This window comes from Streptomyces sp. PA03-6a, assembly GCF_033792765.1.
Lineage (GTDB): Bacteria > Actinomycetota > Actinomycetes > Streptomycetales > Streptomycetaceae > Actinacidiphila.
Genome location: NZ_JARAVK010000051.1, coordinates 1 through 25655, shown reverse-complemented (window position 1 = coordinate 25655; position 25655 = coordinate 1). Strand labels below are relative to the sequence as shown.

Genomic DNA, 25655 nt, shown 5'->3' with positions numbered 1-25655 from the left:
GGCTAGAGCACCCCGATCCGCTGCAGGGCCCGGGCCTGGCGGCCCGAGGGCCGCAGCGGCCAGTAGAGGTAGCAGACGCCGCCCGTGCCGCTGCGCAGCTGCCCGTCGGCGGTGTACCGCTTCGTCCTCAGCCAGATGGTCTCGAACTGCGACCGCTTGTAGACGCGGCGCACCGAGGCGTCGTCGGGGCTCGCGGGGTCGTTGGCGATGACGTCGCCGTCGGCGGTGAAGCCGATGACGCACATCAGGTGCCCGGAGGTCCCGTACCCCGCGCCGTCGAGTTCGGAGGCGAGGAAGGACTGGGACGTTATCACCGGGATGCCGGCCCTGATCAGCAGTTCGATGTCGTTCAGGCCGCGCAGCCGGGTGATGACGGCGACCATGTCGTGGTACGTGGCCGCGTAGGCCGCGTTGAACGGCCAGTTGCCGCAGCCCTCGTACTGGCTGTCGTAGGTGTAGCGGGCGGCGTGGTCGACCTGGGGGTCCACGTAGGAGGGGTCGACCCAGGCCAGGTCGGCGGCGGCCGGCTCGCGGCCCCAGTACTCGATGACCATCTGGGAGCCCGTCGGGCTGCACCAGGCCTCGCCACCGTTGTCGTACTGCGGGTACTGACCCTTGTGGATCTCCTGCGAGTAGCGCGGCACGGGCAGTTCGACCCCCCTTGCCACGCCCGGCACGGACGCCGGCACCGTGAAGCGGTCCGGGACGTCGGAGGCCATGGCGCCGAGCCGCCAGACGGTGGGGGTGACCCGGGAGCCGGGGGTGCGCAGCAGGGTGAGCCGCAGGCGGTACGAGGCGAGCCGCAGGCCCGAGGCGGGGTCGTCGACGGAGAGGGTGTCGGTCCAGACGCTGCTCCTGCCGTCGCTCTGGTCGTCGACGGAGGTGCGCTTGATGTCGGCGTCGCCCGAGGCCCAGCGGCCCATCACGTACCAGGGGGACCGGCTGCCGTCGGTGTACCTGGCGCCCAGCTCGACCTGGATCCAGGTGCCGGGTGGCGTGCGGGCGTTCCAGGAGGCGACGATCTCGGTCGCCGGGTGCCGCGGGGTGTGCTCGGGGGAGGTCCAGGTGGCGGTCTCCCACGTCGCGGTGATCCGGGTGTGCGGGTCGGTGTACTCCATCGTGCCGGTGGGCCGCAGGATCGCCACGCCGGGGCGGGGGCCGGGCACGACGCCGGTGCCGGAGCCCCGTCCGCGGTGCCAGTCGGCCCATCGCGTCCAGGCCCGGTAGTCCACGGCGGCCACGTCGCCGTCGTGGGCGCCCGGCCTGCCCACCACGTCGTCGGCCAGGTCGCAGTCGTCCGCGCCGGACGCGGCGAAGGCTCGCGGGGCGGTCGTCGCCGCGGCTGCCGCCGCGATGGCGGCTGCCAGCACCGTACGACGTGGGGTCGGTCGGGTCATGGCGGGTGTCCCCCTGTCATGGGCATGGACGACAGGTGCACAACTATCGCTCCACGCGGGCTCTTCGACCAGCGCCCCCGAAAGGATCCGGGCATATTCATTGGTCGATACCTCTGACACAGACAAAGACGGGACCCGGTAAACCGTCAAGCATATCCGCCGCCGTTTCGGCCTAATTCCTCATATTGAACTACCGGAAAGGCATCGAACGGAGTGTCATACGGCGACTCGGGCCGACCGGTGAGAATGTGGCGCCGCTGGCCGACCGCACGCCGCCCGGAGGAATCGCCCGATGACACTCGCCGCCGCCAGGGGCAGACGCACGCTGGCCGGCCTCGCCCTGCTGCTCACCGGGGCCGCCGGGTGGCAGGCGTCCGAGGGCGAGGCGGCCACACCACTCCCGGCCGCCTGCACGACGTCGGTGCCCTTCCGGTCCGGGACGCAGGGGTACCACACCTTCCGCATCCCGGCGGTCGTACGCATCGGCGGGACCACCGTCCTCGCCTTCGCCGAGGGGCGCCGCAACTCGGGTGCGGACGACGGTGACATCGACGTCGTGCTCCGGCGCTCCTACGACGGCGGCTGCACCTGGGAGCCGCTCCAGATGATCGCCGACGCCGGAACCGAGACCTTCGGCAACCCCGCCCCGGTGGTGGATCCCCGCACCGGGCGCGTCGTGCTGCTGATCTGCCGCGACACCGGCCCGGAACGGCTCGTCTACGAACTGCACAGCGACTCGGGCGGCCTGACCTGGTCCCCGCCCCGCGACATCACCTCCGAGGTCAAACCCGCCAACTGGCGCTGGTACGCGACAGGTCCGGGGCACGCCATCGCCCTGAGGAGCGGCCCGCACGCCGGACGCCTGCTGGTGCCCGCCAACCACACGTCCGTCCTCGCCGGCGTGACGATGCACGGCGCCCACGCGCTCTACAGCGACAACGGCGGCCAGGACTGGCACATCGGCTTCGTCCAGGCGCTCCCCGGCGACTGGCTGAACCTCAACGAGAGCACGATGGCCGAACTCCCCGGCGGCCGGGTCTACATCAACAGCCGTGACGACCGCGGGTTCTCCGCCCCCACCCGCGCCGACGCCTACAGCTCCGACGGCGGGCTCAGCGTGGACGGCATCTTCCGGCCGCAGGGCGCCCTGGAAGGTCCCGAGGTGCAGGGCAGCGTCCTGCGCACCCGGGACGGGGCGCTGCTGTACTCGGGCCCGGCCGACCCCGCGAAACGCCGCAGGATGACCCTCCGGGTCAGCGGGGACCAGGGCGCCTCGTGGACGTCCGAACCCCCCGTCAGCGAACGTCCCGCGGCCTACTCCGACCTCGTCGAACTCGCCGACGGCACGGTCGGTCTGCTCTACGAGACCGGGATCACCTCCCCCTACGAGTCGTTGACGTTTGCCCGGTTGACGCAAGGCCCGAACGGGTGGATTCCCACATCCGGTGCCATCAGGGGTCGTTGATCAGGGTCCACAGAGCGATCGTCCACAAGGAGAACGAATGATGCGCATCGCGAAGGCCGCGGCCCTGACCGCTGTCGCCGGCGCCACCGTGATGGGCGCCGCAGGCGCCGCCGGCGCGACCGACCACGGTCGCGGCTACGGCCACGGCGGTGCCTCGGCCCAGGCCGCCGCCGTCGGCTCGCCCGGTGTCGCCAGCGGCAACGTCATCCAGATCCCGGTCAGCGTGCCGATCAACCTGTGCGGCAACACCATCAACGCCATCGGGCTGCTCAACCCCGCGCTCGGCAACGTCTGCGTCAATTCGTGATCCGGTGCCCCCACGCGGGACACGGAAAGCACGGAGGGGCGTACGGGAAATCCCGTACGCCCCTCCGGCTTTTCGGATTCAGGCGGAATGGGCGGCCATTTCCTCGGCCAGCGCCGCCGCGAAGGAATCCACGTCCTCCTCGGTCGTGTCGAACGAGCACATCCAGCGGACCTCACCGGTCGACTCGTCCCAGAAGTAGAAGCGGTAGCGCTTCTGCAGCCGTTCGCTGACCTCACGCGGCAGCCGCGCGAAGACCGCGTTGGCCTGGACGGGGCGGACGACGGTGACGCCCTCGACGGCGCGGACGGCCGACTCCAGGCGCCGGGCCATCGCGTTGGCGTGACCGGCGCTGCGCAGCCACAGGTCACCGGCGAGCAGCGCCTCGAACTGCACCGAGACGAAGCGCATCTTGGAGGCGAGCTGCATGGACAGCTTCCGCAGGTGCTTCATCGCCCGCACCCGCTCCGGGTTCAGCACCACGACGCACTCGCCCAGCAGCAGCCCGTTCTTGGTGCCGCCGAAGGAGAGGACGTCCACGCCCGCGTCGGTGGTGAACTCCCGCAGCGGCACCCCGAGGGTGGCCGCGGCGTTGGCGATCCGCGAGCCGTCGAGGTGGACGGCGAGGCCCCGATCGTGGGCGTGGTCGCAGATCGCGCGGATCTCCTCGGGCGTGTAGCAGGTGCCCAGTTCGGTGGACTGCGTGATCGAGACGACCTGCGGCTGCGCGCGGTGCTCGTCGTCGAAGCCCCAGGCCTCCCGGTCGATCAGCTCGGGGGTGAGCTTGCCGTCCGGGGTGGGCACGGTGAGCAGCTTCAGGCCACCCATCCGTTCCGGGGCGCCGCCCTCGTCCACGTGGATGTGGGCGGAGGCGGCGCAGACGACCGCGCCCCAGCGCTCGGTCAGCGCCTGCAGGGCCACGACGTTCGCACCGGTGCCGTTGAAGACCGGGAAGGCCTCGGCCCGCGGGCCGAAGTGGCCGCGGAAGACCTCCTGCAGGTGGGCGGTGTAGTCGTCCTCGCCGTAGGCGACCTGGTGGCCGCCGTTGGCGAGGGCGATCGCCGCCAGCACCTCGGGATGGACGCCCGCGTAGTTGTCGCTGGCGAAGCCCCGGACGCGGGGGTCGTGGTGCCGGACCGCGTCGGTCGGGGGTGCGGTCACGGACGGGGTGTCAGCCACTGGCGGGTTCCGTTCACTTCTTCGGCGGGCCGGTTCCACACGTCCGCGATGGCGTCGGCCAGATCGGTCACATCGGTGAAGCCAGCGAACTTGGCGTTCGGGCGCTCCTTGCGCATCTGCTCGTGCACCAGGGCCTTGATCACCAGCACGGTGGCCGCGGCGGTCGGGGCGTGCTCCCCCGCGAGCTTGCGGAAGGAGTCTCCCATGGCCAGCGTCCACGCCTCGGCCGCGGCCTTGGCGGCGGCGTACGCGGCGTTGCCCGCGGTGGGCTGGGTGGCCCCGGCGGCGCTGATCAGCACGTAGCGTCCGGAGGGGCTGGAGAGCAGCCCGTCGTGGAAGGCGAGCGAGGTGTTCTGGACGGTGCGGATGAGGAGCTTCTCCAGGAAGTCCCAGTCCGCGAGGTCGGTCTCCTGGAAGGATGCCGAGCCGCGCCAGCCGCCGACCAGGTGGACCATGCCGTCGATCCGGCCGTGCTCCTTCTCGATCCGGCCCGCCCACTCGCGGGTGGCGTCCAGGTCGAGGAGGTCGACGATGTCCCCGGTGATCCCGGCGCCGCCCGCGTCGAAGCGGGCCAGGTCGACGGCCTCGGCGAGCCGCTCCGGGTTGGCGTCCGCGGCGATGACCCAGGCACCGGCACGGGCGAGCCGCTGCAGCGTCGCGCGTCCGGCGGGGCCGCCGGCCCCTGCCACCGCGATCACGGCTCCGGCCAGGGGTCCCCTGGCCGCCTCGTTGGCTTCCGTCATCTCCGCCGCCTCCTCGCCTGGATCGGTCACGCGGCCACCTGACCCGTGCCGCGGGCCGTGATGCCCTTGGTCGAGGCGATCACATCACGCAGCTTCTTGGCCAGGGCCTCGTAGAACATGCTGAGCGGAAATTCGTCCGGCAGCACGTCGTCCACGAGCTTCCGCGGCGGCTGGTCGAGGTCCAGGGCCTCCGGGCCCTTGGCCCAGACCGAACCGGGGTGCGGCGAGAGGTAGCCGGCGACGAGGTCGTAGGCGGCGAACCAGTGCACGAGCTTGGGGCGGTCGATGCCGTCCCGGTACAGCTTCTCGATTTCGGCGCACAGCTGGTTGGTCACCTGCGGGGCGCGCTGCCAGTCGATGTGGAGCTTGTTGTCCGTCCAGCGTACGGCGTCGTGCTTGTGCAGGTACGCGAAGAGCAGCTGGCCGCCCAGACCGTCGTAGTTGCGGACGCGGTCTCCGGTCACCGGGAAGCGGAAGAGGCGGTCGAAGAGGATCGCGTACTGGACGTAGCGGCCCATGCCGTGGCCCTCGGCCTCCAGCTTCACGGCCTCCTTGAAGGTCGTGAGGTCGCAGCGCAGCTCCTCCAGGCCGTACATCCAGAACGGCTGCCGCTGCTTGATCATGAAGGGGTCGAAGGGCAGGTCGCCGTGGCTGTGCGTGCGGTCGTGGATCATGTCCCACAGCGTGAAGGTCTGCTGGCTGAGGTCCTGGTCCGCCAGCAGTTCCTCGGCGTCCTCGGGGAGCGAGAGACCGAGGGTGTCCACGGCGGCGCGGCTCACGGCGCGAAAGCGGGCGGCTTCCCGGTCGCAGAAGATGCCGCCCCAGGTGAAGCGCTCGGGCGCCTCGCGGACGGCGACGGTCTCGGGGAAGAGCACCGCGGAGTTCGTGTCGTACCCGGGGGTGAAGTCCTGGAAGGTGATCGGCACGAAGAGGGGGTTGTCGTAGCGGGTGCGCTCCAGCTCGGACAGCCACTGCGGCCAGACGACGCGCAGCGCGACGGCCTCCAGGTTGCGGTCCGGGTTGCCGTTCTGCGTGTACATCGGGAACACCACGAGGTGCTCCAGGCCGTCCTGGCGGTCGGCCGCGGGGTGGAAGGCCAGCAGCGAGTCGAGGAAGTCCGGCACCGCGAAGCCGCCCTCGGCCCAGCGGCGCAGGTCCACGACCAGGGCCTCGTGGTAGGCCTTGTCGTGCGGCACGAGCGGGGAGAGGTCCTCGACGGCGCGGACCACCCGGTCCAGGGCGCTCTCGACGGCGGCGCGCCCGGGCGCACCCTCCGCGGAGAAGTCGACCGAGCCGTCCTTGCTCTGCCAGGGACGGATCTCCTCCACCGCCTGCTTCAGGACCGCCCACGCCGGATGCCGGACAATGCCGCCGCCGGACACACCGGTCTCGCTGGTGGCTGTGCTGTCCATCGATGCCGCTGCCGGCGACAGAATTTCCGTCATGACCCCTCCTTCGCTGAAGAACCTCTTGTCGGCCCACCGTATATACGGCAGCTTCTCCCGTTCAAGTGGAGGCGGAGGAGATTCTTCCGCCGGAAGGGCCCCCGGCCGTGGATCTTCCTGCGGGCGGCCGCGCCGTTCATCCCGCGTTCGGCCCCGTGCCGCAAGGGGCCGCTAGGCTGCGGGCGTCCCGTCGATCACCCGCAGCACCCAGCACGGAAGCGATCCCCCTTGAGTTTTCTCACCGTCGGCCATCGCGGTGTCATGGGCGTCGAGCCCGAGAACACCCTCCGCTCCTTCGTCCGCGCCGAGCGCGAGGACATGGACCAGATCGAGCTCGACCTGCACCTCAGCAAGGACGGCGCCCTGATCGTCATGCACGACGTGAAGGTCGACCGCACCACGGACGGCTCCGGGCCGATCGGCGACCTCACCCTGGACGAGCTGCGCGAGCTGGACGCGGGCGCCGGTGAGCGGATCCCGGTGTTCGAGGAGGTCCTGGACGCGGTCACCAAGCCGATCCAGGCCGAGATCAAGGACGTCGCGGCGGCCCGCGTACTGGCCGAGGTGATGCGCGAGCGCGACCTGGTCGGGCGTGTCGACGTGCTGTCCTTCCACGACGAGGCGCTCGCCGAGATCCGCGAGTGCCTGCCCGACGTGCGCACCGTGCTGGTCGCCCAGGGCCCCATGGGCGCGGAGATCGTCACCCGGGCGCAGGCGGTCGGCGCGAAGCTCGTCAGCCTGAGCCTGCGGCGGATCAGCCTGGCACTGGTGCAGGAGTGCCACCGCGCGGGGATCTCGGTGATCGCCTGGACCGTGAACACCCCCGCCGACCTCGCGCTGGCAAGGGCCCTCGGCCTCGACGGCGTCGTCACCGACATGCCGGCGGTCAAGCGCGCGGTCGAGGGCGGCCTCACCGACTGGTGACCCGCCCGCCCCGCAACACGCCCGACACAACCGTCCGGCATGCGGGATCCGGCCACGATGTCGTGGACATCCGGCGCCCGGCGGTGCCAATGTCCCGCCATGCGTACCGCATTCGCCCTCCGGGTTCCCGCGCGCCTCACCTCCGCCGCGGCGGTCCTCGTCCTCGGCCTCACCGCGGCGGCGTGCGCCCCGCAGGAGGACTCCGCCTCCGACGGCCCCTCGTCGCCCGCAGGCTCCGCCCCGGCCCCGGCCGGGGCGTCCTGCGCACCGGGCAAACTGGACACCCGTACCGCGGACGTCCTGACGATCGGCACCGACAACCCCGCCTACGCCCCCTGGTTCCAGGACAACGAGCCGGCCAACGGCAAGGGGTACGAGTCCGCGGTCGCCTACGCGGTGGCGAAGCGGCTGGGCTACGGCAAGGCCGCCGTCACCTGGCGGACGGTCGCCTTCAACAACGCCTTCGCCCCGGGCGCCAAGTCCTTCGACTTCGACATCAACCAGGTTTCCGTCACGGCGGACCGCCGGAAGGCCGTGGACTTCTCCTCCGGCTACTACGACGTCCGCCAGGCCGTCGTCGCCCTGAAGGACTCCCCGGCCGCGAACGCCACGGACGTCGCCGCGCTCAAGAAGGTCAAGCTGGGCGCCCAGGTCGGCACGACGAGCCTCGACCTCATCAACGACGAGATCGAGCCGGAGCGCACCGCGGCCGTCTACCAGAAGAACGACCTCGCCGTCGCCGCCCTCAAGAACGGCCAGGTGGACGCCATCGTCGTCGACCTGCCCACCGCCTTCTACATCACCTCCGCGGAACTGGACGACGCCAAGGTCGTCGGGCAGTTCGCGACCACCGCCGGCGCACAGGAGCAGTTCGGCCTCGTCCTGGACAAGGGCAGCCCGCTCACCGCCTGCGTCACCGAGGCGGTCGACGCCCTGCGGGCGGACGGCACGCTCGCGGAGCTGGAGCAGCAGTGGCTGTCCGACGCGGTCGGCGCACCGGTCCTCAAGTGACGCTCGGCGAGGAACTGCACAAGGACGCGTACACGCCGTCGCAGCGGCGCCTGGAGCGGGAGCGCCACCGGCGCGCCCGCACGCGCCGCGCGACGGCGATCGCCGCGACGAGCACCCTGGTCACGGCGGGGGTGCTCTGCCTGGGCATCACGGGCTCCCCCGGCTGGCCGCGGGTCCGGGAGACCTTCCTCAGCGGCCACTACGCGCGCCTCGCCCTGCCGAAGGTCCTCGACGGCCTGCTCCTCAACCTGCGGCTGCTGGTCGTCTGCGGCGCGATCGTGCTGGTCCTCGGCCTGCTGCTGGCCGTGGTCCGGACGCTGCGCGGTCCGGTGTTCTTCCCGCTCCGGGCACTGGCGGTCGCGTACGTCGACTTCTTCCGCGGCCTGCCGCTGATCATCTGCCTGCTGGCGGTGATCTACGGGGTCCCGGCGCTGCGCCTGCAAGGGGTGCCCACGAACCCGGTCGTGCTGGGCGGCGCGGGTCTGGTGCTCACCTACTCCGCCTACGTGGCCGAGGTCTTCCGGGCGGGCATCGAGAGCGTCCACCCGAGCCAGCGCGCCGCCGCCCGCTCGCTGGGGCTGAGCGGTGCGCAGACCCTCCGGCACGTGGTCCTGCCGCAGGCCGTGCGGCGTGTCGTGCCACCCCTCCTGAACGACCTGGTGTCCTTGCAGAAGGACACCGGCCTGGTCTCCATCGCCGGGGTGATCGACGCGGTCTACGCGGCGCAGATCATCACCAGCCAGACCTTCAACTACACGCCCTACGTCGTGGCCGGGCTGGTCTTCGTGGCCCTCACCATCCCCATGACCCGGTTCACCGACTGGGTCACCGCGCGCATGAACCGGCGCCAGTCGCAGGGAGGCACCGTATGACCGAGGCACCCGTCCTGCGGCTGGAGTCGGTCCGCAAGGGCTTCGGCGGCTCCCTCGTGCTGCGGGACGTGGATCTGGAGGTCCCGCAGCACACCGTCACCGCCCTGATCGGCGCGTCCGGCTCGGGGAAGTCCACGCTGCTGCGCTGCGCCAACCTCCTGGAGGAGGTCGACGACGGCGCGATCTTCCTGGACGGCGAGGAGATCACCCACCCACGGGCCGACCCGGACGCGGTCCGGCGGCGCATCGGCGTGGTCTTCCAGGCCTACAACCTCTTCCCGCACATGACGGTGCTGGACAACGTCACCCTGGCGCCGCGCCGCGTGCACGGCGCCCCTCGCCGCGACGCCGAGGCGCGGGCCCACGAGCTGCTCGGCCGCCTCGGGCTCGACGGCAAGGCGCGTGAGTACCCGGACCGGCTCAGCGGTGGGCAGCAGCAGCGGGTGGCGATCGTCCGGGCGCTGGCGGTCAGGCCCCGGCTGCTGCTGCTCGACGAGATCACCGCGGCGCTCGACCCCGAACTGGTCGGCGAGGTGCTGGGCGTCGTCCGGGACCTCAAAGAGGACGGCATGACCATGCTCATCGCCACGCACGAGATGGGCTTCGCCCGCGAGGTCGCCGACCAGGTCTGCTTCCTCGACGGCGGCGTGGTGCTCGAACGCGGCACGCCCGCCGACGTCTTCGGCGCGCCCGCGCACGAGCGCACCCGGCGTTTCCTGTCGCGGATCGTCGAGGCCGGGCGGCTCTGAGGCGGCCGTCAGCCGAGCTGCTTGACCAGCAGCTCGAAGGCGAGGTCGTCGCGCGTGGGCAGCCCGAACCGCGCGTCGCCGTACGGGAAGGGGCTGGTGCGGCCGGTCCGCGCGTAGCCCCGGCGCACGTACCAGGCGATCAGGTCCTCGCGCTGCGTGATCACCGTCATGTGCATCTCGTCCGCCGCCCACTCCTCGCGGGCCCGCCGCTCCGCCTCGGCGAGCACCAGCTTGCCCAGACCGCCGCCCTGCAGGGCCGGGCGCACGGCGAACATCCCGAAGTAGGCGTGCCCGTCGCGGTTCTCCAGCTGGCAGCAGGCCACGACGACGCCGTCCGCCTCGACCGCGAGGATCAGGCTGCGCTCGCCGTCGATGACGGCCGCCACGCCCTGGGGATCGGTGCGCTGGCCCTCGAGCAGGTCCGCCTCCGTCGTCCATCCGGTGCGGCTGGCCTCGCCGCGGTACGCCGACTCGATCAGCGCGACCAGGACGGGGACGTCCTCACGGGTGGCGGTGCGGAAGACGGGACGGGCGACGGGCTGCGCGGTCTCCATGGCGGGGGTGTCCTCTCTGCGGCGGCGGCTCGTCCCGAGGCTAGCCGGTCGTGTCCGGAGGCGGCACGAAACCCCTGGCCCGCACGTGCCGCACGAACTCCTCGGGCGGCGCGCACCCGCGCCGGCGCACCCACTGCTCCCAGGCCAGGTCCCACGTCCAGGTGCCGTCGGTGGCCCGCCCGAGGCGGACGTACTCGTACGGCCCCTCGGAGAGCGGATCCGGAGCGGGGCTCCCGGCGATGACGAGGATCCGGCCCCCCGCAAGGTAGTCGGCGAGCGGCTCGCGCAGTTCCCCGGGCAGGCTCCCCGGGACGAGAAGCACCTGACGGCCCCTGCCGCGGCCGACGCGGGCGGGCGCGGCGGTACGGACGGGGTGGCCTTGGGCGGCCGGGTTGGCGGGCCACCGGCGCCCGGGCGCGGTGGGCACGAAGCGCTCCTCGCCCGTGGGCGGTTCCCCGGCCTCCAACGTGACGGCGAACCCGCCCTCCCTCAGACGGGCGGCCAGCAGCGCCGTCTCCGGCTCCGTTCCCCGCTCGCCCTCACCGGCGAGCGCGCGCAACCGGCCGCGGACCTCGGTGAGCGGCACGCCGAACACCTCCCGCACGGTCTTGAGCGCACGCGCGCCCGCGGCGCCGGGGAGCGGTTCGGCACGCAGCACCACCTCGCCGTGTGCGGCGACGAGGGCGGCACTGACGTGCTCGGGGACCTCCCCGCGGCCGCACTCCGCCTCGGCGGACCCGCACGTCTCGCAGGCGCCCCTCCACGCTCCAGTGCGCCACGCCGTCGATGACGCACACGCCGGCGTGGTAGCCGGCTTCGGCGCCGCAGCGGGTGCAGGTCCTGAACAGCGGGGCGATCGCGCCGGGGCCGTGGTCCATGCGGGGCAGCCTCGCGGACGCGGGGGCGCCGTGTCAGCCGGTTTTCCCGGCGGCGCGTGGGTAGCTTCGGGCCGTGACGAACGTACTGAGCAGCAGGATCCTGCTCCGGCCGACCGATCTCGAAAGGTCCCGCGCCTTCTACCGCGACGACCTGGGACTGGCGGTCTACCGCGAGTTCGGGCCGTGGGAGGAGCGCGGCACCGTGTTCTTCCTGGGCGGGGGCTTCCTCGAGGTCTCGGGGCACGCCGACGGGCCGCCCGCCCCCGGGCTCCAGCTGTGGCTCCAGGTCGAGGACGTGGCGGAGTGCCACCGCCGGTTCGCCGGGCGCGGGGTCCGGATCGTGCGGGAGCCCGTGAAGGAGCCCTGGGGGCTGATCGAGATGTGGATCGAGGACCCGGACTCCGTACGGATCTGCGTGGTGGAGGTCCCCGCGGACCACCCCCTGCGCTACCGGGGGTAGGGCTCCGCGGTCACGAGTCGAGCCAGGCCGTGATGGCGTCGGTGTGGTCGCCCAGTCGGGGCGGGCGGCGGTCGTAGCGGGGCGGTGTGCGGGAGAGGCCGATCGGGTTCGCCGTGACGTCCAGGGCGGGTCCGTCGCCGTGGAGCGTGGCGCGCGGGGCGAGCCCGAGCCGTTCGGCGAGGCCGAAGGCCTGGGCCAGGTCGTTGACGGGGCCGCAGGGCACCCCCAGCGGCGTCAGGCGGTCGAACCACTCGGCCGCGGCGCGCCCGCGCAGCGAGCGGCCGAGCCGCTCGGCGAGTTCGCCGGCGTGGGCGACGCGGTCGGCGTTGGAGGCGTAACGGGGGTCGCGGGCGAGCTCCGGTGCGTCCAGGCCCTCGCACAGCGCCGCGAACTGCCGGTCGTTGCCGACGGCGAGGACCAGGGGGCGGTCCGCGGCATGGAAGACCTCGTACGGCGCGATGGAGGGGTGGCGGTTGCCCAGGATGCCCGGCACGACCCCCGCGAGGGTGTAGCCGCCCGCCTGGTTGACCAGGCTGGACAGCAGGCAGGAGAGCAGGTTGACCTCGACGTGCTGTCCCTCGCCGGTGGCGTCCCGGTGGCGCAGTGCGGCCAGCACGCCGATCGCCGCGTGCAGGCCGGTGAGGACGTCGACGAGGGCCACCCCGGCCTTGACCGGCTCCCCGGGGCCGGGCCCGGTGACGCTCATGAGGCCGCCGACGGCCTGGATCAGCAGGTCGTAACCGGGCAGGGCGGCGCCTTCGCCGGTGCCGAAGCCGGTGACGGAGCAGTAGACGACACCGGGGTTGAGGGACCGGGCCGCGTCGTAGCCGAGGCCGTACTTGTCCATGGTGCCGGGGCGGAAGTTCTCGAACAGGACGTCGGCGCGGAGCACCAGTTCCGCTGCCCGGCGGCGGTCCGTGGCGTCGCGCAGGTCGAGCGCGACCGACCGCTTGTTGCGGTTGACGGACAGGAAGTAGGTGGACTCCCCGTGCGCGTGGGGCGGCCCCCAGGCGCGGGTGTCGTCCCCGGTGTCCGGGTGCTCGACCTTGATGACGTCGGCGCCGAGGTCGGCCAGCAGCATCGTGGCGTAGGGCGCAGCCAGGACGCGCCCGAAGTCGGCGATCAGCACGCCGGACAGGGGTGCCGCCGGTGCGGGGAGGTCCTCGCCGGTCATCGGGGCACCCCGTCCGTGGCCACCCCGTCCGTGCCCACCCCGTCGACGCCGCTCTCGGCGCAGGCCGCGGCGAACCGGCGGACGCCCTCGGCGATCTCCTCGGTGCCGCTGGTGTCGGCGAAGCTGAGGCGGACGTACGGGGCCGGGGCCTCGGCGGCGAAGTAGGGGCGGCCGGGAGCGACGGCGGTGCCGGCGCGCAGCGAGGCGGCGGCGAGGGCGGACTCGTCCGTACCGTCCGGGAGCCGCAGCCAGAGCTGGTAGCCGCCGACCGGGACGCGGACGCGGGACACCAGGCCCGGCATTTCGCGGTGGAGGGCGGCGAGCATCGCGTCACGGCGGTCGCGCAGGCCCGCGGAGACGGCACGCAGATGGCGGGGCCAGGCGGGGGCGCCGACGAGTTCGAGGGTGGCCTCCTGCAGGGGGCGCGGCACGAAGAAGCTGTCGACGATCTGGATGGCGCGCAGCCGCTCCATGACCGGGCCGCGGGCGACGAGGGCGCCGACGCGCAGGCTGGGCGAGGTGGGTTTGGTCAGCGAGGTGACGTGGACGACGGTGCCGTAGGGGTCGTCCACGACCAGGGGCGGCGGCGGTTCGGCGCCGTGACCGAGGCGCCGGGCGAAATCGTCCTCGACGAGGAAGGCCCCGGCGGCGTGGGCGATCTCGGTGATCCGCCGGCGGCGGTCGGCGGCGAGGACGGCGCCGGTGGGGTTCTGGAAGAGCGGCTGGCAGAAGAAGACCCGGGCGCCGGTGGCGGCGAAGGCGTCGGCGAGCAGGTCCGGGCGCACGCCGCCGTCGTCCATGGGGACCGGGACGGGACGCAGCCCGGCCGCGCGGGCGACCGCCATGGCGCCGGGGTACGTCGGCGACTCGACCAGCACCGGTGAACCGGGCGGGGCGAGCGCGCGCAGGGCGGTGGTGAGCGCGGCCTGGCCGCCCGCGGTGACCAGGACGTTGGCGGGGCCGAGGCTACCGCCGGGGCCGCCGACCTCGCGCGCGAACCAGGCCCGTAGCGCGGTCAGTCCCTCCAGCGGTGGCATCTGCCAGGCACCGGGGCGGCGGGCGGCGCGGGCGAGCGCGGCCCCCAGCGCCTGCTCGGGCTGGAGCGAGGGATGCAGATAACCGCCGTTGAAGGCGATCACCCCGGGCGGCGGGACGGCGAGGCTGGCGGTCACGCCGGAGGCGTCGACGACCCTGGGGGTGGAATCGCCGTGCTCCTCGACGGTGAGGGCCACCTGCTGCCAGGAGGTGTCGACCGGACGCGGGCCGTCGGCGACACGCTGGGCACGGTAGGCGCCCGCGCCGGGGCGGGTGACGACCAGGCCCTCGGAGGCGAGCGCGGCCAGGGCCCGGGAGACCGTGACCGGGCTGACGCCGAAGCGCTCGACGAGGACACGGCTCGACGGCAGCTTCTCGCCGGGTGAGTAGCGGTGGAGCTCATCTCTCAGGGTGTCCGCAACATTTCCCGAACTGCTACCGTTGGCCATGACAGCACACAATAGCGCTACCGTCGCCCCGCCGATAGCGGTCGGGAGCCGTACAGGTGGCACCGCGCTCGCCGGGCTGGGTGTCGCCGCCTTCTCGCTGACCTTTCCCGCGACACACTGGGCGCTCACCGGGCTCGGCCCCTGGTCCGCCACCACCGTCCGGGGTGTGCTGGCCGCTGCCGTGGCGGGGGCCTGTCTGGCCGCCGCGCGGGTGCCGCTGCCCGACCGCCGGCACTGGGCGGGGCTCGCGGTCGTGGCGCTCGGTGTCGTCCTCGGGTTCCCCCTGCTCACCACCCTGGCGCTGCGCACCACCGACACCTCGCACGCCGCCGTCGTCGTGGGCGCGCTGCCGCTGGTCACCGCCGTGCTGGCCGCCGTACGCGTCGGGACGCGTCCGTCGGTGCCCTTCTGGTCGGCCGCGGTCGCGGGCGGGGCGGTCGTGGTGTGCTTCGCCCTGTGGCAGGGCGGCGGCTCCCTGACCACGGGTGACCTCTTCCTCTTCGCTTCGCTGCTGGTCTGCGCCGCCGGTTACGTAGAGGGCGGACGGCTGGCCTCGGACATGCCGGGCTGGCAGGTCATCGGGTGGGCGCTGGTCGGAGCGCTGCCCCTGACGGTGCCGGCGGCGGGGGTGGCGCTCGCGCTCGAGCCGGTGCACCTCGGCGGCCGGGCGGTGGCCGGGCTGCTCTGGGTCTCGGTGGTGTCCCAGTTCCTCGGGCTGATGGTCTGGTACCGGGGCATGGCGGCCATCGGCGTCGCGCGCGCCAGCCAGTTGCAACTGGCCCAGCCGTTGCTGACGCTGGTCTGGGCGGCCGCGCTGCTCGGCGAGGACCTGGGCGCGCTGACCGCGCCCGCGGCGCTGGCGGTCCTCGTCTGCGTGGCGGTCACCCAGCGGGCCCGCAGCTGAGGCCGGGGGCCCGGCCGCGCTCCCCCGGTACGCCCGTGCGCTGGAGTGTGCGCCGCCGGGTCCGGGCATCCTCCGGGGAGGAGCCGAAGGAGGGCCGCTCATGCACGGACCGCCGCTGGTGGCCTGGCTGCTCGTGGTGCTGGGCGCCGCCACGGGGGCGTACTGCCTGTTCCGCACCCGGCGCGGCTGCCCCGGCACCGGTCCCGACCAGCGTCGGGTGGCGCGTGCGGAGGCGCTGATGGGGATGGGCATGGCCGTGATGGCGGTGCCGGTGTCCGTCCTCGATCCGCCGCAGTGGGTCGCCGCGGCCTTCGGTCTGGTCTTCGGTGCGGCGGCGGTGCGCGCCCTGCTGCTGGCCCGGCACGACGCGCACCATCTGCACCATGCCGTCGGCGCGGGGGCGATGGTCTACATGGCGGTGGCCATGGCCGAGGCGGGCACCGCGGGTGCCGCCGGCGGCGCGGCCCACGCCGGTCACGCGCCCGCGGGCACGCCCGCGACGACCGGACTGCTGCTGGCGTACTTCGCGATATACGTCCTGGCGGCGGGCGTCCGACTGCTCGCGGTCCCCGTCACCGTCACGGCGGCCGGTGGGGCTCCGGCGGGTGGGGTCGTGCCGGTGGCGCACGCGCCCGAACTGGCCTCGGCGTGCCGCGTGTCCATGGCGATAGGGATGTTCGCCATGCTCCTGACGCTCTGACGGCAGTGAGGCGCGTCACTTTCCCCTCGAAGAACGTACCCGTGTGCGGTGACGCCCTCATAGTGTGGCGGCATGACCGTCCCGCTCGCGCTGCTCCTGCTCGGTGCGGTGGCGGCCGCCATGGCCCCACGGCTGCTCACCCGCGCCACCTGGCCCGAGCGGGAACCGGTGCTGGCCCTGTGGGTGTGGCAGTGCGTGATCGGCGCGGTCCTGCTGTGCCTGTTCCTGGCCATGGCCCTCAGCGCCTCCGCCACGTGGACCTGGCTGCGCGAGGGACTGTTCGCCTTCGCCCCCCATGACGTCGTCGACGCCTACGAGCTGCCCGGTTACGGGCCGTGGGCGGGTTATCTGGCGGTCCTGCTGGCCTGCGGCGGCATCTGGACGGCGGCCATGCTCGCCCGGGAGATCCGCAGGGCCGGCGCCCGGCAGCGGGCGCGCCGCTCCGAACTGCGGGCCCGCTCTCCGCGGCTGCCCGGTGAGGCCGCCGCCTCCGACGAGCGGCTGGTCGTCCTGGAGAGCGACCGCCCGGACGCCTGGTGGCTGACCGGCCCGCGGCCGCAACTGGTCATCACCACGGCTGCCCTGCGCCGCCTGAAGGGCCGTCAGCTGGACTCCGTCCTCGCCCACGAGCAGGGCCACGCGCGGGCCCGGCACGACGTCCTCCTGCACAGCGCCGGCGCGCTGGCCTCGGGCTTCCCGCAGGTGCCGGTCTTCGCCGCGTTCCGCGACCAGGTGCACCGGCTCGTCGAACTCGCCGCCGACGACATCGCCTCACGCCGCTTCGGGCGGCTCACCACCGCCCTGGCCCTGGTCGAACTCAACGAGGACCGCGGCGTTTTCGGCCCCTGCCCGGCACCGGACGCGCAGGTCCCGGTCCGCGTCAACCGGCTGCTGGACCCCGCGCCGCGGCTCACCCGCCTCGGCCGCGCCCGCGCGTCCGCGTGCGCGCTGCTGATCCCGGTCGTGCCGTTGCTCGTGGCCTTCGGCCCCGGAATCGGGGCGCTCACGTAGCCTCGGCTGCATGCACGCCCCTCCCGCACCGTCCGACGTCCGGGACCCCGACCGCGCCCTGCGCACCGCGTGCCTGAGCCAGTGCGCGGCGGCCTGCGCCGCCTTCCTGCTGCTGCTCGGGCTCGTCGTGGCGCGCTGGGGGCCGCTGCTGGCCGCCGACCGCGGCATCGCCGTGGAGCTGCACGCCGTGGCGGTGCGGCACTCCGGTTGGACCCGGCTCAACCGCGTCCTCACCGACTGGGTCTGGGATCCGCTGACGATGCGTCTGCTGCTGCTCGCGGCCGTGGTGTGGCTGCTCGTACGGCGCGAGAACCGCCAGGCCCTGTGGCTGGTGCTGGCCGGCACCCTGGGCTGGGTCCTCCAGCAGTCCGCCAAGGCCCTCGTCGGCCGGGAGCGCCCGCGCTGGCCGGACCCCGTCGACTCGGCGGCTTACGCGGCGTTCCCCTCCGGCCACGCGATGACCGCCGCGCTCGTCTGCGGCGCCCTGCTGTGGCTGCTGCTGCTCCGCCTGCCGGCCCGCTCCCCGTGGCGCGTGGCCGCCTGCGCCGTCGCCTTCGTGTCCGTCGCCGGTGTCGGCTTCACCCGCGTCTACCTCGGCGTCCACTGGCCCTCCGACGTCCTGGGCGGCTGGCTGCTCGCGGCGGCCGTCCTCACCGGTACGGCAGCGCTCTGCGAACCGTGGCGGACGGGCGCCGCGGAGCAGGAGCGCACGTCCTCGTGACCCCGCCGGTCGGGGCCGGGAGTTGTGCGGGTCCAGGGGAGATCGAGGCACCCGGGCGGCTGCCCTGCCAGGCTGTCGCTACCAGCTGGTATCCATGTGCGGCATGGACACCGAACACGCCTCCCCCGAGGACCTCGCCGCGCTCCGCGCGGCCTTCGACGTCGACGACGGCGGCGCGTCGGCGCTCGGCTGGGAGGCCGTCCACGCCTTCGAGGCGCGGCACGGGGTGGTACTGCCCGAGCCTTACCGGACGTTCGTCGCCGAGATCACCGACGGCTCCTTCCAGGGGCCTCCGGACTTCGGGCTCGTGGGCCTGGAGGAGTTGCCGGACGACTGGGGCGACGACCCGGCCGGACGCGACCTCGGCCGCCCCTTCCCCCTGACGTCGGCATGGATCTGGGAGGACGACGACCGGCCCGAGGAGGAACTCGCGCCGCTGCGCGCCCAGGTGTTCGACCACGGCTCGATCGTGCTCGGCACGGACGGCTGCGGCATGAACTGGCACCTCGTCGTCACCGGTCCGCAGCGCGGCCGGGTGTGGCACGTCACCGGCGAGGGCGCCTGCCCGTTCGATGCGGGGTTCGCCGGGTGGGTCGGGCACTGGGCCGCCGGGAAGCCCTGGTTCGGCGCCTCCTGACCGGGACGCGGCCCGCACCGGGCTCCGGGGTGTTGCCCGCGAAGCCGGGGCGGGGAGGATGGCAGTCATGACCATCAAGGGATGCATGTTCGACTTCTCCGGGACCCTGCTGCGGGCCGAACCCGCCCGGCGCTGGCTGGGCGCGGTGCTGGAGCGGCTGGGGATCACCCTCGGCGAGACCGAGCTGGCGGCGTACGCGGAGCGCCTGGAGCGGGCCGGCGGGCTCCCGGGCGGAGCGGCGCCGGAGCGGGTGCCGCCACGGCTGGAGCGGCTGTGGCAGGAGCGGGACCTGTCGGCGGAGCACCACCGCGCGGCGTTCACCGCGCTGGCGCGGGAGGTGGAGCTGCCGTGGGAGGAGGCCTACGGGGCCCTGTACGACCGGCACATGGAGCCCGCCGCCTGGTCACCGTACCCGGACGCGAGGGAGGTGCTCGAGGAGTTGCGGCGCCGGGGCGTGCCGGTGGCGGTGGTGAGCAACATCGGGTGGGACCTGCGGCCGGTGTTCCGCGCGCACGGTCTGGAAGGGCTGGTGGACGTCTTCGTCCTGAGCTTCGAGCACGGCGTCCAGAAACCGGACCCACGGCTGTTCGGCATCGCGTGCGAGGGGCTGGGGCTGCCGCCGGAGCGCGTCGCGATGGTCGGGGACGACCGGCGGGCGGACGGCGGGGCGGCGGCGCTGGGCTGCACGGTGCACCTGGTGGACCACCTGCCGGTGGAGCAGCGGCCGTCGGGGCTGCTGCCGGTGCTGGACCTGACCGCGTGACGGGGATGTGAGGGCGCCGGGCCGGGCGGCGCGGAAGTGCGGTACCCGGCGGTCCCCCGCGCCGCCGGGTACGTGCACCTCACCCCCGTGACCCGCATGAGCATGCCACTCACGCACGGTCAGCCCTGAGTATATTGGCTCCGAGCCAGTCAACGCAGGAGTAAAGCATGTCCCCTCGGCGACCGTCGGTCAATGAAGCGATGCGCCGGCGTTCACGGGAACGTCTGCTGCAGGCGACGGTCGAACTGGTGGAGGAACGCGGGTTCGAGGCCACGACGCTCGGGGACATCGCCGACCGCGCGGGTTCGGCGCGCGGTCTGGTGTCGTACTACTTCCCCGGCAAGCGGCTGCTGCTGCAGGCGGCGGCCCACCGGCTGATGCACACCGAGCTGGCCGCGGCGCTGGAGCGGGAACCCGGGCCCGCCGACGGCCGCGAGGTGCTGGCCCGGGCGATCGACGCCGTCCTGGCGCTGCCCGTGCGGCATCCCGTCGTCATGCGGGCGCACATGGCCGGCATCCTCCAGGCGTCCGGGTTCAGCGAGTGCGAGGAGCGGCAGCGCCTGGCCGAGTTGCTGCTGGGCGCCGTCCGGGCGTGGGGCTCGGCGGACCCCGAGCAGGACTACCGGATGCTGCGGGCCCTGCTCATGGGCGGGGTGTTCGCGCAGTTGATCCCGGGCGCGGCGATGCCGCTGCCGCGGCTGCGGGCCGACATGTTCCAGCGCTACGGCCTGCCCTGGGAACTCGGCGTTCCGCCGGGCGACCTGCCGCCCGGCGGAACGCCGTTGCCCGGGACCGCTCAGCGGTAGTCGGGCTGGGTCTGGACGTTGAGCTCGGCGAGCCGGATGCCCCGGGCGCTGTCGGTGCGCTTGTCGGAGATCTTCAGGACGTCGAAGCCCTTGGCGATGTCGTTCGAGTAGATGTAGCCGTTGTAGTAGTAGGCGCTCCAGGAGCCGCCGAGGGTCAGGGTGTCGGTCGAGATGGGCCCGCGCTCGAAGTAGCCGATCTCCTTGGGGCGCGCGGAGTCGGTGAAGTCCCACACGGAGACGCCGCCCTGGTACCAGGCCTGGACCATGATGTCGCGGCCCTTGGCGGGGATGAGCGAGCCGTTGTGGGCGACGCAGTTCTCGGTGTCGGCCTGGTGACGCGGGATCTTGTAGTAGTTCCGGAAGACCAGCTTGGACTTGCCGTGCTTGCGGACGATGTCGTAGATGCCGTCGGCACCGCGCTGCGGACCGATCGCGGTGTTGCACTCGGCGCCGCCGCCACCGCCCAGCTCGTCGGTGAAGACGACCTTGGTGCCGCGCTCGTTGAAGGTCGCCGAGTGCCAGAACGAGAAGTTGACGTTGTCCTGGACGCGGTCGAGGACCTTCGGGCGCTCGGGGTCGGAGATGTCCATCAGGATGCCGTCGCCCATGCAGGCGCCGGCCGCGAGCCCCAGCTTCGGGAACGCGGTGATGTCGTGGCAGCCGGTGGTCTCACTGACCCGGGCCTGGGTGTCGGTGGGCGGGACGCCCGGGTTGCCGCCGTCCGGGAAGAGGACCGGGAAGGCCGTCACGGCCGCCTTCTCCGGGTGGCTGCGCGGGATCTTCACCACGGAGATGCCGTCGTGCGGCGGCTGGCAGTCCGGGAAGGTGGCGCTGGGCGAGTAGGAGGACACGTAGACGAACAGGTCACGCTTGGCCGGTACGAGGGTGTGGGTGTGGGAACCGCAGGCGGTCTCCACGGCCGCGACGTAGCGCGGGTTGGCCTTGTCGCTGATGTCGAAGACCTTGACGCCCTCCCACGAGGACTTCTCGGCCGCGGGCTGGCTCGTGCTCGCGCAGGAGCTGTCCGAGCGCGAGGAGTCGGTGGACAGGACCAGCAGGTTCCCGGAGACCGATATGTCGTTCTGGGATCCGGGGCACAGGACCTGGCTGACCATCTTGGGGCTGGTGGGACGGCTGATGTCCCAGATGACGAAGCCGTCGTAGTTGCCCGCGAAGGCGTATCTGCCCTGGAACGCCAGGTCGGTGTTGAATCCCCCGAGGGATTGCTTGGGTATGTTGACCAGGTGCTGAACGTTGGCGCTCGTGACGACCTCGTCGACACCCGGGATGCTCCCGTCGGCCGTGGCGGGGGCCGGAACCGCCAGTCCGAGCAGCGTGACGGCCGCGGCCGCCAGGGCCGCCAGTCGTCCGGGGCGAGCGAGGGCTGTACGTAAGCGCTTCACCGCGTCCTCCTAGTTTCCGTTCGCGGTTGAACTTCATGCGGACCCCGGCAGTATGGCCCTTCTCATGTGCGCGTCAAAAGATGACAATGCACTGGTGTTTTCTTCGTATCGTGTTGCGACGCTGTCCGCGCTGGCCCTCACCGCCTCCTTAGTCCTCGCCCTGACCAGCTGCGACGGGGGTTCCGGAAGCGGTTCCGCGTCCGCCGCGCCCTCGGTCATCGCGCCGGGAGCGCCGGGCGAGAAGGCCACCACCCTCTCCCCGGAGGAGGCGGCGAAGGCCCTGCCCGACGACTCTCCGAACCCGGCGGACCTCACCTATGTGACGAACATGATCGCCCACCACCAGCAGGCGCTTGTCATGACCGCCCTCGCGGGCACCCGCGCCTCGGACGAGAAGGTCCGCGGACTCGCCGCGCGCATCGACGCCGCGCAGGGCCCGGAGATCGACACCATGCAGGCCTGGCTCAAGACCAACGGCGGCTCCCACGCCACCGCTCACGACCATGACCACGCCGCGATGCCCGGGATGGCCACCGCGGCCCAGCTGGCGGCGCTGCGCGAGGCGCGCGGCGCGGAGTTCGACCGGCAGTTCCTCCGCCTGATGACCGCCCACCACCGCGGCGCGGTGACGATGGCCACCGACGTGCTCACGCACGGCCGCAACGTCCTGGTCGCCGAGTGGGCGAACGAGGTGATCGCCCAGCAGAGCGCCGAGATCGCCCGGATGCGCGCCATGGGCTGACATCCCGGACCGCGACACGCTCCGGCGCCCTCCCCCCGGTGGTCACTCGGTGCGATGCTGGACGTGGCCGCCCGTCCCGCCCGTTCCGGGCGGCACACGGGCCGCCGAGGTGAACCCAACCCTCGCCGAAGGGGAGGCGCCCGTGCTGCGTGTGGCAGTTGTCGGATCAGGTCCCAGCGGGGTGTACACGGCCGAGGCGCTGACCCGCCAGGAGTCGGTGCCGGACGTCGCCGTCGACGTGCTCGACCGGCTCCCCTGCCCGTACGGCCTGGTCCGGTACGGGGTGGCCCCCGACCACGAGAAGATCAAGTCCCTGCAGGGCACGCTGCGGCGCGTCCTGGAGGACCCCCGGATCCGCTTCCTGGGCAATGTGACCGTCGGCGGTCCGGGGCTGTCCCCGCAAGCGCTGCTGGAGCTGTACCACGCAGTGGTGTACTGCGTCGGCGCCGCGACCGACCGCCGCCTCGGGGTGCCCGGGGAGGACCTGCCGGGCAGTTGCGCGGCCACCCACTTCGTCTCCTGGTACAGCGCCCATCCCGACGAGGCTCCCGACGGCTTCCCGCTGCACGCCCGCTCCGCGGTCGTCATCGGGGTCGGCAACGTGGCCGTCGACGTGGCGCGCATCCTGGCCCGCGGAGCCGAGGAGCTGCGGCACACCGATGTGCCCGAGGGGGTGCTGCGGGCCCTGGCGGACAGCCACGTCACGGACGTGCACATGGTGGGGCGGCGCGGGCCCTCGCAGGCGAAGTTCACCACCAAGGAGCTGCGCGAGCTCGGCGACCTGCCCGACGCGGACGTGCTCGTACGTCCCGGGGAGCTGGCGCTCGACCCGGCGTACGCCGATCCGCAGGGGCTCGTGCCGGTCGCCCGGCGCAATGTGGAGGTGCTGCGCGGCTGGGCCTCCCGGCCCGCGGCGGGCCGGAGCCGCCGCATCCATCTGCGGTTCTTCCTGCGGCCGGTGGCGGTGCTCGGCGAGGACGGGGTGACCGGGGTGCGGTTCGAGCGGACCGTGCCGGACGGGCAGGGCGGGGTGCGCGGCACGGGCGTCCTCGAGGACATCGACGCCGGACTGGTGCTGCGGTCGGTCGGTTACCGCGGCGTGCCCCTGGACGGGCTGCCGTTCGACGACCGGCTCGGCATCGTGCCCAACGCGGAGGGCCGGGTGCTGCGCGGCGGCGCCCCCTCGCCCGGCGAGTACGTCGCCGGCTGGATCAAGCGCGGGCCGACCGGCGTGATCGGCACCAACCGGCCCTGCGCCAAGCAGACGGCGGCGGCCCTGGTCACCGACGCGCGGGAGCTGCTGGCCCGGCGCACCGCGGACGCCGATCCGCTCGACGGCCTGCGGGCACTGGGGCAGGACCCCGTGGAGTGGACCGGGTGGGAGGCCATCGAGGCCGCCGAGGCGGCGCTGGGGCGGTCGCTCGACCGCGCGACCGTGAAGATTGCCGACTGGGAGGGGCTGTTGGCGGCCGCGCGCCCCACGGGGTGAGATCCGCGGGAAACACCTCCGCAATCAACAAACTGTTTACGCTCACTGGTGTCCCGGGCAACTACTTCGTCGTTCCACCGCTCACCCGCGCCGCGTTCGAGGAGCTGCCCATGGCGACGCCGCCGCACCGTCCCGCCGTCCATCCCGTCGACGAGGTCCTGCCCGCGGTCCAGCTCGGGGCGTTCGGGCTCCAGCACGTGCTGGCGATGTACGCGGGCGCGGTCGCCGTGCCGCTCATCGTCGGCGGCGCGCTGAAGCTGCCACCCGCCGACCTCGCCTACCTGATCACGGCGGACCTGCTGGTGTGCGGCATCGCCACGCTGCTGCAGTGCGTGGGCTGGTGGCGGTTCGGCGTGCGGCTGCCCATCATGCAGGGCTGCACCTTCGCGGCGGTCGCGCCCATGGTGCTGATCGGCCAGGACGGCGGACTGCCCGCGATCTACGGTGCCGTCATCGCCTCGGGAGTGGCGATGGTCCTGCTGGCGCCGGTCTTCGGGCGGCTGCTGCGGTTCTTCCCGCCCCTGGTCACCGGCACCGTGATCCTGGTCATCGGGCTCAGCCTGCTGCCGGTGGCCGGCAACTGGGCGGCGGGCGGGGTCGGTTCGCCCGACTTCGGGGCGCCGCGGAACATCGGCCTCGCGGCCGCCGTGCTCCTGGCCGTCCTGCTGGTCCAGCGCTTCGCGCCCCCTGCCCTCGCGCGCGTCGCGGTCCTGGCGGGCATCGTGCTGGGCACCCTGGCGTCCGTTCCGCTGGGCTTCACCGACTTCGGCGCGGTCGGCGGCGCCGACTGGGTGGGGATCAGCACGCCGTTCCACTTCGGCACGCCCGACTTCCAGGGCGCGGCGATCGCCTCCATGCTCGTCGTGGCCCTCGTGACGATGACCGAGACGACCGGCGACATCATCGCCGTGGGCGAGCTGACCGGCCGTCACGTGGAACCACGGCGGCTCGCGGACGGGCTGCGCGCCGACGGGGTGTCCACCGTGCTCGGTGGGGTCTTCAACACCTTCCCGTACACCGCCTACGCGCAGAACGTCGGCCTCGTGGGGATGACCCGGGTGCGCAGCCGCTGGGTGGTGGCGACCGCGGGCGGCATCCTCGTTCTGCTGGGGTTGCTGCCCAAGCTGGGGGCGGTGGTCGCGGCGATCCCGGCGCCGGTGCTGGGCGGGGCGGGCCTGGTGATGTTCGGGACGGTGGCGGCGAGCGGGGTGCGGACCCTGTCCACCGTCGACTTCCACGGCAACGGCAATCTGACCGTGGTGGCGGTGTCGGTCGCGGTCGGACTGCTGCCGGTCGGCGTCCCGACGGTCTACGACGCCTTCCCCGACTGGTTCCAGACGGTGATGGACAGCGGGATCAGCGCGGGGTGCATCACCGCGATCGCGCTGAACCTGCTCTTCAACCACCTGCCCGGCGGCTCCGGTTCAGGCGCGGACGACCCCGGCGGTCCCGCCGAGCCGCCCGTCCTGCCGGTCGGCGGCGGCGAGGACGGTGTCCAGAAGCCCGGGGAATAGCGCCTCTAGGTCCGCGCGGCGCAGCGCGTTCATCTTGGAGGTGCCCCGGTAGGTCTGGCTGATCACCCCGGCCTCGCGCAGCACCCGGAAGTGATGGGTGCAGGTGGACTTGCTGACCGGCAACTCGACCTCGGAGCACGCCGCCTCCGTTCCCCGCGCCGCCAGCGTCCGCACCACGCGCAGGCGCATGGGGTCGGAGATCGCGTGCAGGACGGCCTCCAGGCGGATGTCCGCGCGGTCCGGGTGCTCGCACATCCTCCCGTCGGGGACGGGGGCGGCGTGCTCCGAGGTCGAGTTGCCGGTCAGCAAGTCCACCTGCACCCATC

27 protein-coding genes are annotated in these 25655 nt (G+C 73.1%); 17 read left to right on the top strand and 10 right to left on the bottom strand.

Features of this window, described 5'->3' with window-relative positions; all coding sequences use genetic code 11:
* Nucleotides 1–2: 2 nt before the first annotated feature.
* Nucleotides 3–1397, bottom strand: coding sequence for a C39 family peptidase (locus tag PV350_RS15080; protein WP_499515520.1), 1395 nt, complete (start codon nucleotides 1395–1397; stop codon nucleotides 3–5).
* 292 nt (nucleotides 1398–1689) lie between these two features.
* Between PV350_RS15080 and PV350_RS15075 the strand changes: the two genes are divergently transcribed.
* Together PV350_RS15075 and PV350_RS15070 are read left to right on the top strand one after the other, a co-directional pair.
* A complete protein-coding gene (locus PV350_RS15075) occupies nucleotides 1690–2862 on the top strand; it encodes a sialidase family protein (RefSeq protein ID WP_500334258.1) in 1173 nt (390 codons plus the stop codon).
* A gap of 37 nt (nucleotides 2863–2899) precedes the next feature.
* The gene (locus tag PV350_RS15070) at nucleotides 2900–3169 is read left to right on the top strand and encodes a chaplin (RefSeq protein ID WP_499515518.1); all 270 of its coding nucleotides are present in this window, start codon (nucleotides 2900–2902) and stop codon (nucleotides 3167–3169) included.
* 78 nt (nucleotides 3170–3247) lie between these two features.
* Here the strand turns inward: PV350_RS15070 and PV350_RS15065 are convergent, their stop codons facing one another.
* Genes PV350_RS15065 through PV350_RS15055 form a run of 3 tightly spaced genes read right to left on the bottom strand, consistent with a single transcriptional unit; the run spans nucleotide 3248 to nucleotide 6533 of the window.
* Nucleotides 3248–4327, bottom strand: a complete 1080-nt coding sequence (locus PV350_RS15065) for a threonine aldolase family protein (protein WP_499515517.1) — start codon at nucleotides 4325–4327, stop codon at nucleotides 3248–3250.
* Nucleotides 4324–5088, bottom strand: coding sequence for an SDR family oxidoreductase (locus PV350_RS15060; protein WP_499517009.1), 765 nt, complete (start codon nucleotides 5086–5088; stop codon nucleotides 4324–4326). Before PV350_RS15060 ends, PV350_RS15065 begins: the two co-directional genes overlap by 4 nt.
* 26 nt (nucleotides 5089–5114) lie before the next feature.
* Nucleotides 5115–6533, bottom strand: a complete 1419-nt coding sequence (locus PV350_RS15055) for a DUF6421 family protein (RefSeq protein ID WP_500334256.1) — start codon at nucleotides 6531–6533, stop codon at nucleotides 5115–5117.
* Nucleotides 6534–6761: 228 nt separating this feature from the next.
* Between PV350_RS15055 and PV350_RS15050 the strand changes: the two genes are divergently transcribed.
* From PV350_RS15050 to PV350_RS15035, 4 genes are all read left to right on the top strand, one after another.
* Nucleotides 6762–7457, top strand: coding sequence for a glycerophosphodiester phosphodiesterase (locus PV350_RS15050; RefSeq protein WP_500334254.1), 696 nt, complete (start codon nucleotides 6762–6764; stop codon nucleotides 7455–7457).
* Between the two features lie 99 nt (nucleotides 7458–7556).
* Nucleotides 7557–8468, top strand: coding sequence for an ABC transporter substrate-binding protein (locus PV350_RS15045; protein WP_499515514.1), 912 nt, complete (start codon nucleotides 7557–7559; stop codon nucleotides 8466–8468).
* Complete coding sequence (locus tag PV350_RS15040; RefSeq protein WP_499515513.1) at nucleotides 8465–9340, top strand: amino acid ABC transporter permease; 876 nt, start codon at nucleotides 8465–8467, stop codon at nucleotides 9338–9340. The genes PV350_RS15045 and PV350_RS15040 overlap by 4 nt, the downstream gene beginning before the upstream one ends.
* Nucleotides 9337–10089 (top strand): amino acid ABC transporter ATP-binding protein, encoded by a 753-nt coding sequence (locus PV350_RS15035; protein ID WP_499515512.1) that lies wholly within the window; start codon nucleotides 9337–9339, stop codon nucleotides 10087–10089. The genes PV350_RS15040 and PV350_RS15035 overlap by 4 nt, the downstream gene beginning before the upstream one ends.
* A gap of 8 nt (nucleotides 10090–10097) precedes the next feature.
* Here the strand turns inward: PV350_RS15035 and PV350_RS15030 are convergent, their stop codons facing one another.
* Nucleotides 10098–10643 carry a GNAT family N-acetyltransferase gene (locus PV350_RS15030; RefSeq protein ID WP_500334252.1) on the bottom strand — a complete coding sequence of 182 codons (546 nt, stop codon included), beginning with the start codon at nucleotides 10641–10643 and terminating at the stop codon, nucleotides 10098–10100.
* Nucleotides 10644–10683: 40 nt separating this feature from the next.
* Nucleotides 10684–11301 carry a hypothetical protein gene (locus PV350_RS15025; protein WP_500334251.1) on the bottom strand — a complete coding sequence of 206 codons (618 nt, stop codon included), beginning with the start codon at nucleotides 11299–11301 and terminating at the stop codon, nucleotides 10684–10686.
* 293 nt (nucleotides 11302–11594) lie between these two features.
* On the opposite strand from PV350_RS15025, the gene PV350_RS15020 reads away from it, so the two are divergent.
* Nucleotides 11595–11981, top strand: coding sequence for a VOC family protein (locus PV350_RS15020; RefSeq protein WP_499515509.1), 387 nt, complete (start codon nucleotides 11595–11597; stop codon nucleotides 11979–11981).
* Between the two features lie 10 nt (nucleotides 11982–11991).
* Here the strand turns inward: PV350_RS15020 and PV350_RS15015 are convergent, their stop codons facing one another.
* On the bottom strand, nucleotides 11992–13155 hold the full coding sequence (locus tag PV350_RS15015) for a CaiB/BaiF CoA transferase family protein (protein WP_500334250.1): 1164 nt from the start codon (nucleotides 13153–13155) through the stop codon (nucleotides 11992–11994).
* Complete coding sequence (locus PV350_RS15010; protein WP_500334248.1) at nucleotides 13152–14639, bottom strand: aminotransferase-like domain-containing protein; 1488 nt, start codon at nucleotides 14637–14639, stop codon at nucleotides 13152–13154. The genes PV350_RS15015 and PV350_RS15010 overlap by 4 nt, the downstream gene beginning before the upstream one ends.
* Here PV350_RS15010 and PV350_RS15005 point away from each other — a divergent pair.
* The 7 genes from PV350_RS15005 (at nucleotide 14638) to PV350_RS14975 (ending at nucleotide 20181) form a co-directional block, all read left to right on the top strand.
* Entirely contained in the window at nucleotides 14638–15543 is a 906-nt protein-coding gene (locus PV350_RS15005; RefSeq protein WP_500334246.1) for a DMT family transporter, read from the top strand. The two genes, PV350_RS15010 and PV350_RS15005, sit on opposite strands and share 2 nt — an antisense overlap.
* 100 nt (nucleotides 15544–15643) lie before the next feature.
* Nucleotides 15644–16243, top strand: coding sequence for a DUF5134 domain-containing protein (locus PV350_RS15000; protein ID WP_499515506.1), 600 nt, complete (start codon nucleotides 15644–15646; stop codon nucleotides 16241–16243).
* Nucleotides 16244–16315: 72 nt separating this feature from the next.
* Nucleotides 16316–17254 carry a M56 family metallopeptidase gene (locus PV350_RS14995; RefSeq protein WP_500334244.1) on the top strand — a complete coding sequence of 313 codons (939 nt, stop codon included), beginning with the start codon at nucleotides 16316–16318 and terminating at the stop codon, nucleotides 17252–17254.
* A 10-nt stretch (nucleotides 17255–17264) separates the two neighbouring features.
* Nucleotides 17265–17975 (top strand): phosphatase PAP2 family protein, encoded by a 711-nt coding sequence (locus PV350_RS14990; protein WP_499515504.1) that lies wholly within the window; start codon nucleotides 17265–17267, stop codon nucleotides 17973–17975.
* 103 nt (nucleotides 17976–18078) lie between these two features.
* Nucleotides 18079–18612 carry an SMI1/KNR4 family protein gene (locus tag PV350_RS14985; protein WP_499515503.1) on the top strand — a complete coding sequence of 178 codons (534 nt, stop codon included), beginning with the start codon at nucleotides 18079–18081 and terminating at the stop codon, nucleotides 18610–18612.
* Between the two features lie 67 nt (nucleotides 18613–18679).
* On the top strand, nucleotides 18680–19375 hold the full coding sequence (locus PV350_RS14980; protein WP_499515502.1) for an HAD family hydrolase: 696 nt from the start codon (nucleotides 18680–18682) through the stop codon (nucleotides 19373–19375).
* Nucleotides 19376–19542: 167 nt separating this feature from the next.
* Nucleotides 19543–20181 carry a TetR/AcrR family transcriptional regulator gene (locus tag PV350_RS14975; protein WP_499515501.1) on the top strand — a complete coding sequence of 213 codons (639 nt, stop codon included), beginning with the start codon at nucleotides 19543–19545 and terminating at the stop codon, nucleotides 20179–20181.
* Here PV350_RS14975 and PV350_RS14970 read toward each other — a convergent pair.
* A complete protein-coding gene (locus PV350_RS14970) occupies nucleotides 20172–21536 on the bottom strand; it encodes an LVIVD repeat-containing protein (RefSeq protein WP_500334281.1) in 1365 nt (454 codons plus the stop codon). The genes PV350_RS14975 and PV350_RS14970 overlap by 10 nt on opposite strands.
* Nucleotides 21537–21648: 112 nt before the next feature.
* On the opposite strand from PV350_RS14970, the gene PV350_RS14965 reads away from it, so the two are divergent.
* From PV350_RS14965 to PV350_RS14955, 3 genes are all read left to right on the top strand, one after another.
* Nucleotides 21649–22326 carry a DUF305 domain-containing protein gene (locus PV350_RS14965; RefSeq protein WP_500334279.1) on the top strand — a complete coding sequence of 226 codons (678 nt, stop codon included), beginning with the start codon at nucleotides 21649–21651 and terminating at the stop codon, nucleotides 22324–22326.
* 142 nt (nucleotides 22327–22468) lie between these two features.
* Complete coding sequence (locus PV350_RS14960) at nucleotides 22469–23815, top strand: FAD-dependent oxidoreductase (protein ID WP_500334241.1); 1347 nt, start codon at nucleotides 22469–22471, stop codon at nucleotides 23813–23815.
* A 110-nt stretch (nucleotides 23816–23925) separates the two neighbouring features.
* A complete protein-coding gene (locus PV350_RS14955; protein WP_500334239.1) occupies nucleotides 23926–25329 on the top strand; it encodes a nucleobase:cation symporter-2 family protein in 1404 nt (467 codons plus the stop codon).
* Here the strand turns inward: PV350_RS14955 and PV350_RS14950 are convergent.
* Entirely contained in the window at nucleotides 25240–25584 is a 345-nt protein-coding gene (locus tag PV350_RS14950; protein ID WP_500334277.1) for an ArsR/SmtB family transcription factor, read from the bottom strand. The two genes, PV350_RS14955 and PV350_RS14950, sit on opposite strands and share 90 nt — an antisense overlap.
* Between the last annotated feature and the right edge of the window lie 71 nt (nucleotides 25585–25655).

Excerpts from the sequence above, each read along its gene's own strand:
- PV350_RS14950 (WP_500334277.1), bottom strand. The coding sequence starts at position 25,584 with ATGTGCGAGCACCCGGACCGCGCGGACATCCGCCTGGAGGCCGTCCTG.
- PV350_RS15075 (WP_500334258.1), top strand. The coding sequence starts at position 1,690 with ATGACACTCGCCGCCGCCAGGGGCAGACGCACGCTGGCCGGCCTCGCC.
- PV350_RS15055 (WP_500334256.1), bottom strand. The coding sequence starts at position 6,533 with ATGACGGAAATTCTGTCGCCGGCAGCGGCATCGATGGACAGCACAGCC.
- PV350_RS14980 (WP_499515502.1), top strand. The coding sequence starts at position 18,680 with ATGACCATCAAGGGATGCATGTTCGACTTCTCCGGGACCCTGCTGCGG.
- PV350_RS15010 (WP_500334248.1), bottom strand. The coding sequence starts at position 14,639 with ATGGCCAACGGTAGCAGTTCGGGAAATGTTGCGGACACCCTGAGAGAT.
- PV350_RS14985 (WP_499515503.1), top strand. The coding sequence starts at position 18,079 with ATGGACACCGAACACGCCTCCCCCGAGGACCTCGCCGCGCTCCGCGCG.
- PV350_RS15045 (WP_499515514.1), top strand. The coding sequence starts at position 7,557 with ATGCGTACCGCATTCGCCCTCCGGGTTCCCGCGCGCCTCACCTCCGCC.
- PV350_RS15080 (WP_499515520.1), bottom strand. The coding sequence starts at position 1,397 with ATGACCCGACCGACCCCACGTCGTACGGTGCTGGCAGCCGCCATCGCG.
- PV350_RS15000 (WP_499515506.1), top strand. The coding sequence starts at position 15,644 with ATGCACGGACCGCCGCTGGTGGCCTGGCTGCTCGTGGTGCTGGGCGCC.
- PV350_RS15070 (WP_499515518.1), top strand. The coding sequence starts at position 2,900 with ATGATGCGCATCGCGAAGGCCGCGGCCCTGACCGCTGTCGCCGGCGCC.
- PV350_RS14995 (WP_500334244.1), top strand. The coding sequence starts at position 16,316 with ATGACCGTCCCGCTCGCGCTGCTCCTGCTCGGTGCGGTGGCGGCCGCC.
- PV350_RS14990 (WP_499515504.1), top strand. The coding sequence starts at position 17,265 with ATGCACGCCCCTCCCGCACCGTCCGACGTCCGGGACCCCGACCGCGCC.
- PV350_RS14955 (WP_500334239.1), top strand. The coding sequence starts at position 23,926 with ATGGCGACGCCGCCGCACCGTCCCGCCGTCCATCCCGTCGACGAGGTC.
- PV350_RS14975 (WP_499515501.1), top strand. The coding sequence starts at position 19,543 with ATGTCCCCTCGGCGACCGTCGGTCAATGAAGCGATGCGCCGGCGTTCA.
- PV350_RS14965 (WP_500334279.1), top strand. The coding sequence starts at position 21,649 with ATGTGCGCGTCAAAAGATGACAATGCACTGGTGTTTTCTTCGTATCGT.
- PV350_RS15060 (WP_499517009.1), bottom strand. The coding sequence starts at position 5,088 with ATGACGGAAGCCAACGAGGCGGCCAGGGGACCCCTGGCCGGAGCCGTG.
- PV350_RS15035 (WP_499515512.1), top strand. The coding sequence starts at position 9,337 with ATGACCGAGGCACCCGTCCTGCGGCTGGAGTCGGTCCGCAAGGGCTTC.
- PV350_RS15015 (WP_500334250.1), bottom strand. The coding sequence starts at position 13,155 with ATGACCGGCGAGGACCTCCCCGCACCGGCGGCACCCCTGTCCGGCGTG.
- PV350_RS15030 (WP_500334252.1), bottom strand. The coding sequence starts at position 10,643 with ATGGAGACCGCGCAGCCCGTCGCCCGTCCCGTCTTCCGCACCGCCACC.
- PV350_RS15005 (WP_500334246.1), top strand. The coding sequence starts at position 14,638 with ATGACAGCACACAATAGCGCTACCGTCGCCCCGCCGATAGCGGTCGGG.